This is a genomic window from Streptomyces sp. NPDC001493 (genome assembly GCF_053597235.1).
The window spans coordinates 68,511-81,556 of the sequence record NZ_JBSFHV010000020.1; the positions used below are offsets into that span (position 1 = coordinate 68,511).

At 72.2% G+C, this 13,046-nt stretch carries 14 protein-coding genes; 6 read left to right on the forward strand and 8 right to left on the reverse strand.

The window, feature by feature from the left end; genetic code table 11:
• Positions 1–69: 69 nt before the first annotated feature.
• The 4 genes from ACWCWD_RS26155 to ACWCWD_RS26170 form a co-directional block, all read right to left on the reverse strand.
• A complete protein-coding gene (locus tag ACWCWD_RS26155) occupies positions 70–1,551 on the reverse strand; it encodes a DHA2 family efflux MFS transporter permease subunit (protein ID WP_450776228.1) in 1,482 nt (493 codons plus the stop codon).
• 62 nt (positions 1,552–1,613) lie between these two features.
• Complete coding sequence (locus tag ACWCWD_RS26160; protein ID WP_450776230.1) at positions 1,614–2,045, reverse strand: hypothetical protein; 432 nt, start codon at positions 2,043–2,045, stop codon at positions 1,614–1,616.
• A gap of 100 nt (positions 2,046–2,145) precedes the next feature.
• Positions 2,146–2,463, reverse strand: a complete 318-nt coding sequence (locus tag ACWCWD_RS26165; protein WP_450776231.1) for a hypothetical protein — start codon at positions 2,461–2,463, stop codon at positions 2,146–2,148.
• Between the two features lie 22 nt (positions 2,464–2,485).
• Positions 2,486–2,776, reverse strand: coding sequence for an AbrB/MazE/SpoVT family DNA-binding domain-containing protein (locus ACWCWD_RS26170; protein ID WP_450776233.1), 291 nt, complete (start codon positions 2,774–2,776; stop codon positions 2,486–2,488).
• Positions 2,777–3,111: 335 nt separating this feature from the next.
• Between ACWCWD_RS26170 and ACWCWD_RS26175 the strand changes: the two genes are divergently transcribed.
• The 4 genes from ACWCWD_RS26175 to ACWCWD_RS26190 all read left to right on the forward strand — a co-directional run bounded on the left by ACWCWD_RS26175 (position 3,112) and on the right by ACWCWD_RS26190 (position 7,909).
• Positions 3,112–5,025, forward strand: a complete 1,914-nt coding sequence (locus ACWCWD_RS26175) for an MFS transporter (protein ID WP_450776235.1) — start codon at positions 3,112–3,114, stop codon at positions 5,023–5,025.
• Positions 5,026–5,287: 262 nt separating this feature from the next.
• The gene (locus ACWCWD_RS26180; RefSeq protein WP_386891677.1) at positions 5,288–5,875 is read left to right on the forward strand and encodes a class I SAM-dependent methyltransferase; all 588 of its coding nucleotides are present in this window, start codon (positions 5,288–5,290) and stop codon (positions 5,873–5,875) included.
• Between the two features lie 95 nt (positions 5,876–5,970).
• Positions 5,971–6,882, forward strand: a complete 912-nt coding sequence (locus tag ACWCWD_RS26185; protein WP_450776237.1) for an N-acetylmuramoyl-L-alanine amidase — start codon at positions 5,971–5,973, stop codon at positions 6,880–6,882.
• Between the two features lie 202 nt (positions 6,883–7,084).
• Positions 7,085–7,909: a hypothetical protein gene (locus ACWCWD_RS26190; protein ID WP_450776239.1), complete on the forward strand. Its 825-nt coding sequence runs from the start codon at positions 7,085–7,087 to the stop codon at positions 7,907–7,909.
• A 78-nt stretch (positions 7,910–7,987) separates the two neighbouring features.
• On the opposite strand, the gene ACWCWD_RS26195 is transcribed toward ACWCWD_RS26190, so the two are convergent.
• Complete coding sequence (locus tag ACWCWD_RS26195; RefSeq protein ID WP_450776241.1) at positions 7,988–8,551, reverse strand: hypothetical protein; 564 nt, start codon at positions 8,549–8,551, stop codon at positions 7,988–7,990.
• A gap of 154 nt (positions 8,552–8,705) precedes the next feature.
• On the opposite strand from ACWCWD_RS26195, the gene ACWCWD_RS26200 reads away from it, so the two are divergent.
• A complete protein-coding gene (locus tag ACWCWD_RS26200) occupies positions 8,706–8,999 on the forward strand; it encodes a hypothetical protein (RefSeq protein WP_390965229.1) in 294 nt (97 codons plus the stop codon).
• Positions 9,000–9,021: 22 nt separating this feature from the next.
• Here ACWCWD_RS26200 and ACWCWD_RS26205 read toward each other — a convergent pair whose 3' ends face one another.
• The 3 genes from ACWCWD_RS26205 to ACWCWD_RS26215 are packed head-to-tail and all read right to left on the reverse strand — an operon-like array spanning position 9,022 to position 12,195.
• Positions 9,022–10,095 (reverse strand): prenyltransferase, encoded by a 1,074-nt coding sequence (locus ACWCWD_RS26205; RefSeq protein ID WP_450776243.1) that lies wholly within the window; start codon positions 10,093–10,095, stop codon positions 9,022–9,024.
• Entirely contained in the window at positions 10,092–10,823 is a 732-nt protein-coding gene (locus tag ACWCWD_RS26210) for a class I SAM-dependent methyltransferase (RefSeq protein WP_450776245.1), read from the reverse strand. The genes ACWCWD_RS26205 and ACWCWD_RS26210 overlap by 4 nt, the downstream gene beginning before the upstream one ends.
• A gap of 58 nt (positions 10,824–10,881) precedes the next feature.
• Positions 10,882–12,195, reverse strand: coding sequence for a glycosyltransferase family 4 protein (locus tag ACWCWD_RS26215; RefSeq protein ID WP_450776247.1), 1,314 nt, complete (start codon positions 12,193–12,195; stop codon positions 10,882–10,884).
• A 162-nt stretch (positions 12,196–12,357) separates the two neighbouring features.
• Between ACWCWD_RS26215 and ACWCWD_RS26220 the strand changes: the two genes are divergently transcribed.
• Positions 12,358–12,963: a TetR family transcriptional regulator gene (locus ACWCWD_RS26220; protein ID WP_450776249.1), complete on the forward strand. Its 606-nt coding sequence runs from the start codon at positions 12,358–12,360 to the stop codon at positions 12,961–12,963.
• Positions 12,964–13,046 lie beyond the last annotated feature (83 nt).

The window sequence follows — 13,046 nt, forward strand, 5'->3', positions numbered from 1 at the left end:
CCCCGGCCCGGCTCCGCCGCGCTCCCGCGTCCGCGCTCCCGTGCACCCTCTACGCCCTCTACGCCCTCTTCACCCTCTGCGCCCTTTCTGCGCGCCCGGCAGCCAGAGGAGCACCAGCAGAGCCGCCGCCAGCAGCACCCCGGAGGCGGTACGGAAGGCGAGGGCGTATCCGGCGGTGAGGTCGGCCGGGGTGGTCGAGTCGCCGGTGCGGGCGGCGGCGACGGTGGAGAGCACCGCGAGTCCGAGCGCCCCGCCCATCGTGCGGGAGGTGTTGACCAGCCCGGACACGAGGCCGGCGTCCCCGGGTGCGGCACCGGAGGTGGCGAGTGAGGCGAGCGGGGTGGAGACGAAGCCCATGCCGAAGGCCATCAGGACGCCCGGGAGCAGGATGCCGGCCGCGTAGTGGCTGTGGGCGCCCATGGTGGACTGCCAGCCGAAGCCGGCGATGGTGAGCAGGATGCCGGTGAGAGCCATCGGCTTCGCGCCGGTACGCACCATGAAGCGTGGGGCGAGCTTCGAGCCGAGGACGATCGCGGCGGAGGTGGGCAGCAGGGCGAGTCCGGCCTGGAGCGGGGTGTAGCCGAGGACGTTCTGCGCGTACACGGTCATGAAGTACCACATGGAGAAGGTGGCCGAGCCGAGCAGCAGCATCGACGCGTTGGCCGAGGCCACGGCCCGTACGCCCAGCACCCGCAGGGGCATCAGCGGAACGGCCGTACGCCACTCCACCAGCACGAACGCGCCGAGCAGGGCCATGCCTCCGAGCAGCGGCACGAGCGTCGCGAGGGCCGTCCAGCCGGCCGCCTCGGTCTGCACGATGCCGTACGCGAGGGCGGCGAGGCCCGCGGTGACGAGGACGGCCCCCGGCAGGTCGATCCGCCGCCGCTCGCTGCCCCGGCCCTCGGCGAGCAGGAACGCGGCACCGGCCAGGACCAGGGCGCCGACGGGCACGTTGATCAGCAGGACCCAGCGCCAGGAGAAGAGGTCGGTGAGGACCCCGCCGACCAGCCCGCCCGCCGCGCCGCCGCCCGCGCCCACCGCCATCCAGGTACCTATCGCACGGACCCGCGCCGGGCCTTCCGGGAGCGCGGCGGTGAGGAGGGTGAGGGTGGCCGGCGCGAGGACGGCGGCGCCGAGCCCTTGTCCGGCGCGGGCCGCAAGCAGCTGCCAGCCCTCCTGCGCCAGTCCGCCCGCGAGTGAGGCCGCGGTGAAGAGCCCGAGGCCGAGGAGGAACATCCGCTTGCGGCCGAAGAGATCGGCGGCCCGCCCGCCGAGCAGCATGAACCCGGCGAACGCGATCGAGTAGGCGTTGAGGACCCAGCTGAGCCCGGAGGCGCTGAGCCCCAGGTCGGTCCGCATCGACGGCAGCGCCACGTTGACGACGGACACGTCGAGTACGACCAGGAACTGACCGGTGCACGCCGCGGCCACCGCCGCCCAGGTGCGGGGTCTCAGGCGGCGGGGAGTGGTGCGGGAGGCGGCGGACATGTCGTCCGGAGCTATGTCGTCCGGAGCGATGCCGCCCGGGGAAACGTCTGTCATGCCCGTCATCGTCCCTGGCGCCGTGCCGTCCGTACACGGGGCGCAGTCGGGACCGGGGTCGGCCCTTGGGCCTACGCCCCGGAGCCGCCGGAGCCGCCGGAGCCGCCGGCAGCACCTGAGCCGTCGGCAGCGGGCGGGACGGGACCGGCGAACGGTATCTCGCGGAGCAGCTCGTTCTCCTCGTCGTACAGCTCCAGGCAGAAGGCGCCGTCGAAGCGGGCCCGCAGCAGAGCGGCGAAGTCGTCGAGCCGGTCGGCGTCGATCTCACCGCTGATCAGGGTCTCGTGCTTGCCCGGCAGGTCCAGCTCGACCTGGCACCAGCCGGTGGTGACCTCGTACCCGTACCAACTGGAGCTGTGGGATTCCCAGCCCGCCCGTTCGAACACCTCGACCACGGTGTCGGGTCCGGAGCCGCGCACCCAGCCGCACACGGTGGGTCTCTCGCCACCGGGCGGGGGTGCGGGAGTCCGTGCGGGGGCCGCACCGGTGGAGTCGCTGGTCATGGCGGGCAAGGTAGCAATCACCAGGGCGATCCCGGCCCGCCGGGGCATCCGCACGGAACACCTCCGGGGGCCTGAGCCTCCCGGAGGCGTTCCGCGTCACTCAGGCGGGACCGGGATCGAAGATCTCGTGCCCGCCGACTCGGCGCCAGACGACGTGCGGCTCACCCGGCCGCACCTCGTCGCCGTACTGCCAGGTGGCACGCCCGTCGGGCGCCCACCTCATATCCATCACAGGGCGCCTGCCGATACCCGGCCTGACTCCCTGCACGGGTTTCACCCCGAGGCCTGCCCGGAACTGACCGCTGGCGACATCCGGGAGAAAGCGTTCCTTGACGGTCTCCAGGAAGCGGCGCTTCTCCTCCGCTCCCAGCTTCTTGACGTCACGGTCGAAGCGTTCGGTTGTTTCGAAGGTTGGCAATAGGCCCCCAGGTGGCTGGATGTCAGAGGTTGTCGAGGTGCTCCAGAAAAGCGTCCTCGTCGGCGTGACGGGTGGTACGTCCGGCGTCGATGTCCTCTTCGGCCTCGCGCTCTCCCGCCTGCCACCGCTCCGTCCAGAACCACGTCTGGTCGGTGCGGATCTTCCTCAGCCCGTGGACCTCGACGATGCCCGCGTCGTTGACCTCGAACTCAAGCTCGTCTCCCGGGGAGACACCCAGCGCCTCACGCACGCCCACGGGCAGAGTCAGCTGCCCCTTGTCGCGCACACGGGTCTGGTACGTCGTCGTAGCCATGGTCGACCTCTCACCTCATCTTCCATGTCTGTTCAGTCACGAGAGCATCCGGGAGAGCGCCACATTGCGACTCCTCGACATTCTCACTTTCCTACTATGACACTCTCGCACGCTCTCCCGAACTGGACCCGCGAACCGCGCCCGTACGCCTGCACCCGCCCCGCCCGTCACCGGACGCCGGCATCGACCTCCTCATCCAGCCATCACCAACAGGCCAATAACGCACCTGCGTTCGAGCACCCTTATCCCGGGAATACACCCGCCCCCAGAAGCGTTCGGTATGCATGCACTTGGGGGGTACCTCCGGTGATCACTGCTGCCCGGAAGGCATACGTATGGACCGGACGACGAACGAACAGAGCGCCGGGGGAACCCCCGGTCCGCTTCAGGAGATCAAGGAACCCCGGGGAGCGCTCGTCCCCGTACTGGCCTTCGCGGGCATCACCGTCGCGGTGATGCAGACCCTGCTCGTCCCCGTCATCAAGGATCTGCCCACTCTTCTCCACACCGCCCAGTCGAACGCGACCTGGGTGATGACGGCGACGCTGCTCGCCGGTGCCGTGTCCACCCCGATCATGGGGCGGCTCGGCGATCTCTACGGCAAGCGGCGGATGCTGATAGCCAGCCTCGCCGTGATGGTGATCGGCTCGCTGGTCTGCGCCTTCACCGACGATCTCGTCATCATGATCATCGGCCGGGCGCTCCAGGGATTCGCGATGGGTGCGATCCCGCTCGGTATCGGCATCATGCGCGACGAGCTGCCGCCGGAGAAGCTCGGTTCGTCGATGGCGCTGATGAGCTCCTCGATCGGCGTGGGCGGCGGCCTCGGCATGCCCGGAGCGGCGCTGGTCGCCCAGCACGCGGACTGGCACGCGCTGTTCCTCGGTTCGGCGGGGGTCGGCGTGGTGGCCCTGGTACTGACGGTCTTCCTCGTGCCCGAGCCGCCGCTGCGCGCGCCCGGCACCTTCGACTACGCGGGTGCGTTCGGGCTCTCCCTCGGGCTCGTCGCCCTGCTGCTGCCGATCACCAAGGGCAGCGAGTGGGGCTGGACCGCGCCGCTCACCCTCGGTCTGATCGCCGGCGGTCTGCTGATTCTCGTGGTCTGGGGTCTGTACGAGCTGCGGATCGCCGCTCCCCTGGTGGACCTGCGGACGACGGCCCGGCGCGAGGTGCTGCTGACCAACCTGGTCTCGATCATGGTCGGCATCTCGTTCTACGCCGTCTCCCTGGTCGTACCGCAGCTGCTCCAGCTGCCGAAGTCCACCGGGTACGGCCTCGGACAGTCCATGGTGGTCGCCGGGCTGTGCATGGCGCCGCTGGGGCTGACGATGATGTTCACCGCTCCGGTGTACGCGCGGATCGCCGCCCGGCGCGGCCCGAAGGTCTCCCTGATGATCGGCATGCTGGTCATCGCGGTCGGCTACGGCGCGGGGACCCTGCTGATGGACGCCGCCTGGCAGACCCTGGTGATCTCCACGGTGCTGGGCGCCGGCATCGGGCTCGCGTACTCCTCTCTCCCCGCGCTGATCGTCGGCGCGGTGGACGCCTCGGAGACCGGGGCCGCGAACGGCCTCAACACGCTGATGCGGTCCATCGGTACGTCCGCCTCCAGCGCCGTGATCGGCATGGTGCTGGCGAACACCTCGGTCCACCTGGGCGGGGTGGCGGTTCCCTCGATGCACGGGTTCCGGCTGTCGTTCATGATCGCGACCGGGGCGGTGCTGGTCGGTCTCGTCCTGGCGGCGTTCCTGCCCTCGCAGCGCCCGGCCTCGCGCCTGGTGCTGGTCGCCGACAGCGAGAGCGAGGCACTGCTCGCGGAGGCCGAGGCACTCGTGGCGATCGACGCGGTGCTGCACGGTGAGGCGTCCGTCCCGCGCGGCGGGGCGTCCGCGCCTTCCGCCGGGGGTTCCCGGATCGTCGCGGGTTCGGCCGGTTTCCACGGCCGGGTGCTGGACGCGTCGGGCGCGCCGGTGGCGCGGGCCACGGTCACCCTGGTCGACCGGCAGGGCCGGCAGGCCGGTCTGGCCGTCGCCGACGACGCGGGGCGGTACGCGCTGGCCGCCGCGCCCGAGCCGGGCCATGTGCTGGTCGTGACCGCCGCCGGATACGCACCGCGCGCCCGGCCCGCCGTGTGCGCCGCGAACGGGCGGCCGGTGGTGACCGATCTGGTGCTGACCGCCGCCGCTCCGGAGCGGCGGGACGCCGTCCAGGCGTCGTCGGAGGCGCACGCGGACGGGCAGCACGCCTGACCGGCCCCACCCGACCGGAAGGAACACCGAAGGAAACACCCGCACGCCCCCGCCGGTCCGTCCGGCGGGGGCGTGCGGCACGATGGGGCCGCCGTCGGCGCACCGCCGCCGACGCACCGCCTCTGTCGGCGCGACGCCGCAGCCGACACACCCGCACCACCTGGAGGAACCCGTGGCCGCCGAGTCCGCCGCCCCCGTCGCCGATCCCGACGCCCGTCCCGCCGACGCGGTGCTGGCCGCCTTCGAGAAGGCCAAGGGGTTCATGCCGGTGCACGAGGGGCTGGCGCTGTACGCGGCGGCCGTCGACGCGGCGCGGCTCGGGCTGCCGCTGCTGGAGGTCGGCAGCTACTGCGGGCGCTCCACCGTCCTCCTCGCCGACGCGGCCCGTGGTGCGGGACTGACCGCGCTCACCGTCGACCACCACCGGGGCAGCGAGGAGCAGCAGCCGGGGTGGGAGTACCACGACGCGTCCCTGGTCGACCCCGAGGTGGGCCGGATGGACACGCTGCCGACGTTCCGCCGGACCCTGCACGCGGCCGGCCTCGAAGACCACGTGGTGGCGCTGGTGGGGCGCTCCCCGCAGGTCGCGGCGGTCTGGGGCGGGCGGCTCGGCCTGGTCTTCGTCGACGGCGGGCACACCGACGAGCACGCGAACGGCGACTACGAGGGGTGGGCGCCGCACCTCGCCGAGGGCGGGCTGCTGGTGATCCACGACGTGTTCCCCGATCCGGCGGACGGCGGGCAGGCGCCGTACCGGGTGCATCAGCGGGCGCTCGCCTCCGGTGCCTTCGCGGAGATCTCGGTGACCGACTCGCTGCGCGTGCTGCGGCGTACGGGGCAGGGGATCTGAGGCCGGATCGCGGGAGCCGGGTCCCGGGGGCCGTAGGTACGGTCGCCTCGGATCGCCGGAGCCGGGTCCCGGGGGCCGTCGGTACCATCGCCCGCGTGCCGTACTCCAGCGTTCCCCCCACCCCGTCCACCGTCCGCCCGGCGGGCGGCCGTTCCGTCCGCACCGCCGCGTATGCCGCGTTCGCCGTCCTCTGCCTGCTGCCCCTCACCGGGTGCGGCGGTACGGAGGTGAAGGCGCAGCCGCGCGCGGGGGCTCCGGCCCCTTCGGCGACCGCGTCGCCCGCCGCGTCCGCACCGGCGCCCGGCGCGAGCCCGAAGGGGACCTCTTCGGAGGGGCCGCTGGCGGGCCGCACGGTGGTGATCGACCCCGGCCACAATCCGCACAACCACGAGCACACCCGTGAGATCGCGCGGCAGGTCGACATCGGTACGGGGCACAAGGAGTGCGACACGACCGGGACGTCCACCGACGCCGGTTACGCGGAGGCCCGGTTCACCCTGGACGTCGCCCACCGGATGCGGGACCTGCTGGAGGCCGAGGGCGCGAAGGTGCTCCTCACGTACGACGACGACCGCGCGTACGGTCCGTGCGTGGACGAACGGGCGCGGATCGGCAACGACGCGAAGGCCGACGCCGTGGTCTCCGTGCACGCTGACGGTTCGGCCGTGGGCAACAGGGGGTTCCACGTGATCCTGCCCGCGCTGGTACGGGACGGGGCGGCGGACACCTCGCGGATCGTGAACCCCTCGCGCGACCTGGGGACCCGTATCGCGGGCCGGTTCGTGGCGGCCACCGGGAGCGCTCCGTCCAATTACATCGGCGGGGGAACGGGATTGGACGTGCGCGACGACCTCGGCGGGCTCAACATGTCCACGGTTCCGAAGGTGTTCATCGAGTGCGGCAACATGCGCGATCCGAAGGACGCCGCGCTGCTGACGAGCGCACGCTGGCGGCAGCGCGCCGCCCAGGGCATCAGCGACGGCATCAGCAGCTACCTGAAGGGGTAGTTCCGCCCCGGTACGGGGTAGTTCCGCACTGACACCGGGGAGATGACGGGCCGTCGCGCAAGCCGGAAGCCAACCCGCCCGGGCAGGCGATAGATTCATCCGTACGATGGGGAGCCGCCCCGGGCTTCTCGGCGCGCCCGAGGGACAGTCCCGGGCGCAGCGACGACCGTCCCCGACGAGACGACCGACTAAGGACCTTCACGTGAATATCCGCTCCCTCACTAGAGGCGACGGCGTGGTGATCGGAGCAGCGGTCGTGCTGTTCATCGCCTCTTTCCTCGACCTCTCCGGTTACGACTGCCCCAGCAACATCGACTGCTCGGGCTACGACAGCGCGAACGCCTGGGATTCGCTCTCACTCCTCATGAGCATCTTCCTCGCCGGTGTCATCGGAGCGGCGCTGGTGATCGTGAGCCGCTCGACGCCGGGCCGCAAGCTCGTCGGCCTGGACCTCGGACAGTTCGGCGTGGCCCTCACCGTCTTCGCGCTGTGGACGGCGTTCTGGACGACCATCGACGCGGGTGACGCCGGTGCCGGGCTGATCCTCGGCCTGCTGGCCTCCCTGGTGCTCGCCGGTGCGACGGTCGCCGGACCGCTGGTTCCCGCGCTGAAGGCTCCTCTCTCGGCCGGCCCCCGCCCGGCTCCGGCCACCCAGTCGCCGTACGGTGCGCAGCCGCAGGGCCAGGGGTACGGCTACCCGGGCCAGCCGTCCTTCGGTTCGCAGGCCGGTGCTCCGCAGCCCCAGCCGTACGGCGCGCAGCAGGGCCAGCCGGCCCCGCAGGCGGCCCAGTCGCCGCAGGCGCCCCAGTCCGACGGTGCTCCGGCGGCCGACTTCACGCCGTTCTGGTTCGCGGTGCCGGTGCCCCGTCCGCTGTACGGCGAGGACGGTTCGTCCGGCCAGATCGCCGAGCTGGCGCCCGGTACCTGGTACCTCGCGGTGGAGCAGCGCGGCCAGAGCCTGATCGCGCAGACGCAGGACGGCCGTCGCGGCGTCCTCCAGGACACCTCGGGCATCCAGCGCGGCTGATCCCCGCCCGTTCACCACGAAGGCCCCCGACCGCCGGGTTTCTCGACGGTCGGGGGCCTTCGTGCGTGTCGCACCGCCTCACCCGGCCAGTTGGGACACCGACGGCACCTGGTTCTTCACCTCGGCACCGGCGCTCATCCCCGCGTCCTTGACGCTGCCGATGACGTCTTCGAGGATGCCGATGTCGGAGTCCCCGGCTTCGCCCTTGCGGAACTTGGCGGCCAGCTCCTTGAGGGATTCGATGCCCGCGGTGAGCGGCGCGACGGCCTGGGAGAGGAGCGGGTCGGCCTTGGCGTTGCCGGCCGCCGCCTTCAGCCGGTTGTACGCGAACCCGCCCGCGAGGCCCGCCTTGGCCATGGCGAAGGTCCGGCCGTCCGCGCCCTTCTTGAACTTGCCCGCGCGGTAGGGCTTCACGATCCACTGGTACGCGGCTCCGGCGGCGAGGCCCGCGTTGGCGACGAACCGGGTCTTGGCGAGCCGCTGCTTCTCGGCGGTCGCCGTGGGGGCGACGATCGAGGCGCCGGAGGAGACCATCTGCTTGTCGTTGCCGCTGTCGCAGGCGGTGGCGGTGGCACCCACGAGCAGGGCGCAGACGAGCAGCAGCGCCGCCGGCAGGCGGCGGGGCGGTACGGGACGGAGCACGGCGGGCCATCCTCACGGGGCGGTCGAACGGGGCGGTCGAGGTGGTGTCCGGCGGATACCGGCACTCCCCGTCAGGCTCGCTTCCGACGCACCGCCCCGCCACCGGGTTCGGCCGTCCGGGTTTCAGGCCGGAGGCAGCGGCAATCCGGTGTGCATGTCCTACAGACGAGGCTCAGGAAGCAGTACCGCGGGGCGCGCGATCGCCGTCGTCGCGGACGTCATGGCCTTCATCATCATTCTGTGGATCCTGATGTACCTGCTCGATGCCAACAGGGGCAACGAGCTGGTGCAGTTCGTCCAGGATTCCGCACGGTGGCTGGCCGGCTGGTCGTACGACCTGTTCACCTTCGACGAGGCGTGGGCGCGGGTGGTCGCCGGTTACGGGCTGGCCGCCGCCGTCTACCTCTTCGTCGGTCACGCGGTGGCGGGCCGTCTCCGTCGTACGTGAGTCCCGGCGGCCCCCGGCCCGGTCAGGAGCAGCAGTCCGGTTCCAGGCCCCTCGGCAGCCGTTCTCCCCCGAAGACCGCGGTGGTCGCCTCGTCCCCCCCGAGTGCGGCCACCGCGAGCAGCAGTGATCCGGCGGTCCAGGTGGTGAGTTCCTCGGGCCAGAAGGCGCGTTCGCCCTCGAAGACGTATCCGGTCCAGTAGAGGCCGCCGGGCTCGCGCAGGTGCTGGATGGACTGGAGGATCTCCAGAGCCCGGTCGGACTCACCCATCGCCCAGAGGGTGAGGGCGAGTTCGCAGCTTTCGCCGCCGGTGACCCAGGGGTTGGGCAGCACGCAGCGCACGCCGAGGCCGGGGACGACGAACTCGTCCCAGCGCTCGTCGATGCGCCGCTGGGCCTCGGCTCCGGTGACCGCGCCGCCGAGGACCGGGTAGTACCAGTCCATCGAGTAGCGGCTCTTGTCCAGGAAGCGTTCCGGGTGCGCGACGATGGCGTGGGCCAGCGCTCCGGTCGCCAACTCCCAGTCGGGCTGCGGCTCTTCGCGGCGCTCGGCGAGGGCGAGGGCGCAGCGCAGGGCGTGGTGGACCGAGGAGGAGCCGGTCAGCAGCGCGTCGGCGACGGGGGTGCCGTCGGCTTCGCGCTTCCAGCCGATCTGGCCGCCGGGCTGCTGGAGCCCGAGGACGAACTCGACGGCCGCGAAGACCATCGGCCACATCCGGTCGACGAACGCGTCGTCGCCGGTGGCGAGGTAGTGGTGCCAGACGCCGACGGCGACGTACGCGCAGAAGTTGGACTCCCGGCTGCGGTCCGTGGGTTGCCCCGGATCGCCGTCGTGGTAGGCGGCGTACCAGGAGCCGTCCTGGTTCTGGTTGCGGGCCAGCCATTCGTAGGCGGCTTCGGCGGCCTCGTGTTCGCCGGCGGCGTCGAGGGCCATCGCGGCCTCGGTGTGGTCCCACGGGTCGAGGTGGTGGCCGCGGAACCAGGGCAGCGCGCCGTCCTCGCACTGCACGTCGAGGAGTGCGGCGACGGTCGCGGATGCCTGATCCGGCGTCAGGACGCCGGGCAGGACGAGGTGTTCGGTCCGTTCGGGGAGGGTCACGCCTCTGCCTTCGGGAGGTGCGGCTTCGTCGCGTACGCCACGAAGCTCTTTCCGACGACCGGGTTGAGCAGCTGCTCGGCGACCCGGGTCACCGCGGGCTTCTTCATGATGTCCCACACCAGCAGCTTGTGGTAGGCGCGGACCGGCAGGGCCTTGTCGTTGTCCACGCCGAAGGCGCACTTGAGCCACCAGTACGGCGAGTGCAGGGCGTGGGCGTGGTGGGTGCCGTACGGCTTCAGTCCGGCTTCGCGGATCTTTCGGAGCAGTTCGTCGGCCTTGTAGATGCGGATGTGGCCGCCCTCGACCTCGTGGTAGGCGTCGGAGAGGGACCAGCAGACCTTCTCGGGGCCATACCGGGGCACGGTGATCGCGATGCGTCCGCCGGGCTTGAGGACGCGGACCATCTCGGCGAGGACACCCTTGTCGTCGGGGATGTGCTCCATCACCTCGGAGATGATGACGACGTCGAACGAGTCGTCGGGGAAAGGCAGGTTGAGGGCGTCGCCCTCCATCGCGGTGGCGGTCGCGCCGGCCGGGGCCTCACCCTCCGCCTTCATCGCCGCGAACCACTTGGCGACCTCGCGGATCTCCTCGCCGTTCTGGTCCAGAGCCACGACCTGGGCACCGCGCCGGTAGCACTCGAAGGCGTGCCGGCCGGCGCCGCAGCCGAGATCGAGCACACGGTCACCGGCGGCGAGCGGGAAGCGGGTGAAGTCGACGGTCAGCACGGGGGCCTGCCTTCGAGGTCGGTGGTACGGGCACGGGCGGGAGCGGAGTCCGGTGGGGTCACCTGCGGGCACCCCGGGCGGCGATGGCCCGGCGGTAGAGGTCGGCGGTACCGGCCGCCGCCCTGGCCCAGGTGAAGTTGGCGAGTACCCGGTCCCGGCCGGCCGCACCGAGTCTGGCGCGCAGTTCGGGGTCGCCCAGCATCCGGGTGAGGGCGGTCGCGAGGGCGTCGGGGTCGCCGGGCGGCACGGCCAGGCAGGTCTCCCCGTCGCGGCCGGTGACCTCGGGGATCGCCCCGCCGGTGGTGGCGACGAGCGGGGTGCCGGTGGCCATCGCCTCGGCGGCGGGCAGCGAGAACCCCTCGTACAGCGAGGGGACGCAGGCGACTTGGGCGCCGCGCACCAGGTCGACGAGTTCGGCGTCGCTGATGCCCTTGACGAACTCGACGGCGTCGCCGAGGCCGAGGCGTTCGATGGCCCGGGCGACGGGTCCGTCCTCGGCGCGCTTGCCGACGACCACGAGGTGGGCGTCGGGGTGGCCGGTCCGGACCTTGCCGAGAGCCTCCACGAGGTGGACGAGCCCCTTGAGGGGGACGTCGGCGCTGGAGGTGGTGACGATCCGCCCCCGCACCTCGGGGACCGAGGGGTCGGGCGACCAGAGGTCGGTGTCGGCGCCGATGTGGACCACGTCGACGCGGCCGGGGCTCACCCCGAGGTCGTCGACGATCTCCTGGCGGGACGAGCCGGAGACGGTCAGGACGTGCGGCAGCCGGCGGGCGACCCGCTTCTGCATGCGGGTGAAGCCGTACCAGCGGCGTACGGAGAGGGCGCGCGTGCGGGTCGTGGCGGCGGCCAGGTCGAGCCGGCGGTCGACGGTGATGGGGTGGTGGATGGTGGTGACGAGCGGGGCGCCGAGGTCGCCGAGCAGGCCGTAGCCGAGCGTCTGGTTGTCGTGGATCACGTCGAACTCGCCGCGCCGGGACCGCAGATGGCGTCCGGCCCGCAGCGAGAAGGTGAGCGGTTCGGGGAATCCGCCGGTCCACATGGTGGCGACCTCCGCGAGGTCGATCCAGTCGCGGTACTCGTCCCGGCCGGGGGTCCGGAACGGGTCGGGCTGCCGGTAGAGGTCGAGGCTGGGCAGTTCGGTGAGCGGGACGCCCTCGTCGAGCACCGGGTAGGGCTGGGCGCCGATCACTTCGACGCTGTGGCCGAGGCGCGCCAGCTCGCGGCCGAGGTGGCGGACGTAGACGCCCTGTCCGCCGCAGAACGGGTTGCCCTTGTACGTGAGGAGGGCGATCCGCAGCGGGCGGTCGTCCGCTCCGGCCGGGGCGCCGTGTCCCGCGCTGGGGTCCGTCCTCATGGCCTCAGCGGTCACTCCCGGCCCCCTTCATCACTGCGTTTTCCGGAGCGTAACCGCTGCCGATAATCTGGAACAAGTTTCAGACCGACCCGTCCAATGAGGATCGAATCTACCGGCAGGTAGCGTCGGCGTGACGACCGGACCAGGTGATTCACGCCACGGCACGGAGGTGACCTCATGACCGCTGACGCCCGGCCACCGGCACTTCCTCTGACGGCGGGCCAGCGGGCCCGCCGCGCCCGCATCCTGGACGCCACCGCGGAACTCGCCGGACGGGGCGGTTTCGAGGCCGTGCAGATGCGCGAGGTCGCGGAGGCCGCAGGGGTCGCCCTCGGCACCCTCTACCGCTACTTCCCGTCCAAGGTGCATCTGCTGGTCGCCACCCTGCACGACCGGCTGCGGCTGCTGAGCACCACGCTGGCCGACCACCCGCCTGCCGGGCGCACCCCCGGGGAGCGGGCCGCCGCGACGCTGCTGCGCGCCTTCCGGGCGCTGCGCCGCGAACCCGAGCTGGCCGACGCCATGCTGCGGGCGCTGACGTTCGCGGACCGGGGTGTGAGCGCCGAGGTCGACGCCGTCTCCCGGCTGGTGACGGAGATCGTCCTGGACGCGGCGGGGCTGACGGACCCGGACGCCGGGCAGCTGTCGGCGGTGCGGGTGGTCGAGCACACCTGGCACTGCACCCTCACCTCCTGGCTGTCCGGCCGCGCGTCGGCCGGGCAGGTGCGGACGGACATCGAGACGGTCTGCCGGCTGCTGGGCCCCGTGCCGCCGTCCGGCTGAGGGAGGCTCCCCCCTGCGCCCCGCTCCCCGGTCGCCGTACGCCTCTTCCGGCGTGACCCGGGGCCCTCAGGACGACCGGCCTC

Excerpts from the sequence above, each read along its gene's own strand:
- ACWCWD_RS26155 (WP_450776228.1), bottom strand. The coding sequence starts at position 1,551 with ATGACGGGCATGACAGACGTTTCCCCGGGCGGCATCGCTCCGGACGAC.
- ACWCWD_RS26160 (WP_450776230.1), bottom strand. The coding sequence starts at position 2,045 with ATGACCAGCGACTCCACCGGTGCGGCCCCCGCACGGACTCCCGCACCC.
- ACWCWD_RS26170 (WP_450776233.1), bottom strand. The coding sequence starts at position 2,776 with ATGGCTACGACGACGTACCAGACCCGTGTGCGCGACAAGGGGCAGCTG.
- ACWCWD_RS26175 (WP_450776235.1), top strand. The coding sequence starts at position 3,112 with ATGGACCGGACGACGAACGAACAGAGCGCCGGGGGAACCCCCGGTCCG.
- ACWCWD_RS26180 (WP_386891677.1), top strand. The coding sequence starts at position 5,288 with ATGCCGGTGCACGAGGGGCTGGCGCTGTACGCGGCGGCCGTCGACGCG.
- ACWCWD_RS26200 (WP_390965229.1), top strand. The coding sequence starts at position 8,706 with ATGTCCTACAGACGAGGCTCAGGAAGCAGTACCGCGGGGCGCGCGATC.
- ACWCWD_RS26220 (WP_450776249.1), top strand. The coding sequence starts at position 12,358 with ATGACCGCTGACGCCCGGCCACCGGCACTTCCTCTGACGGCGGGCCAG.